The sequence below is a fragment of the Kluyvera georgiana ATCC 51603 genome, from assembly GCF_001654985.1.
GTDB lineage: Bacteria > Pseudomonadota > Gammaproteobacteria > Enterobacterales > Enterobacteriaceae > Kluyvera > Kluyvera georgiana.
The window spans coordinates 1-742 of record NZ_LXEU01000132.1 but is presented as its reverse complement, the minus strand read 5'-3'; the positions used below and the strand labels follow the sequence as shown (position 1 = coordinate 742).

The 742-nt window shown below is 49.3% G+C and carries 1 protein-coding gene; it reads right to left on the bottom strand.

What is annotated here, in order from left to right; translation table 11 throughout:
• Positions 1 to 24: 24 nt before the first annotated feature.
• Positions 25 to 742, bottom strand: a 718-nt coding sequence (locus tag M989_RS23995; protein WP_064549259.1) for an IS630-like element ISSpu2 family transposase, incomplete at its 5' end; no start/stop codon positions are given.

The following is a 742-nucleotide window of genomic DNA, read 5'->3' as shown; positions in this document are numbered from 1 at the left end:
CCTAAATAACTGTTCCTAATACCGCTACACTTTAGCCAGCCCGTGTTTTCCACCGGGGAATGGGCTGACGGTATCCATAAAGTGATGAACCTTTTTCAACAGTTGCCACATTGAACGGCACTGGTGATTTCGGGTTATTGTCTCATGAAGCGCCTGCCACAACCGTTCGACATGATTGACCCATGGCGAGTAAACCGGCTGATAAATGACCCTGAACTTCTGGTTTGCTTTCAGCCAGCGCAACGTTTCACGGCTTTTGTGGATAATGTAGTTATCGACAATGAGCGTAATCGTTTTTGCCCGCCGGTATGTCGCCTTAAGATGTTTTAACAGTATGATAAATAAAGATGAACCTTTACTGTTTCCACCTACGTAGCTGACTTTTCCCGTACCGCTGTGCAGCGCACCGGCAAGATAGTACTTTTCATTCTGGCCCGGTGTGACAACACGTTTTTGCTGCCCGCGTAACTGCCAGTCAGCACCGATTTTTGGGTTGAGATGAATATCCACTTCATCTTCGTAAAACACGGGATTTTCCGCACTGCATTTCGCCAGTGCTTCATGGATAGCGACCATTTTTTCTTCTTTGTGTGGGTCACGGATACGCAGTGTCGGCGCTGCTCTGCGCCATACCAGCCCGGCAGCAGGTAACCATCTCCGGATGGTTGAGGCATGTAGCGGACAACCGGTGACATCACGGATTTTTATCGCCAGCAGTTCGGTACTCCAGCGGGAACGCTGA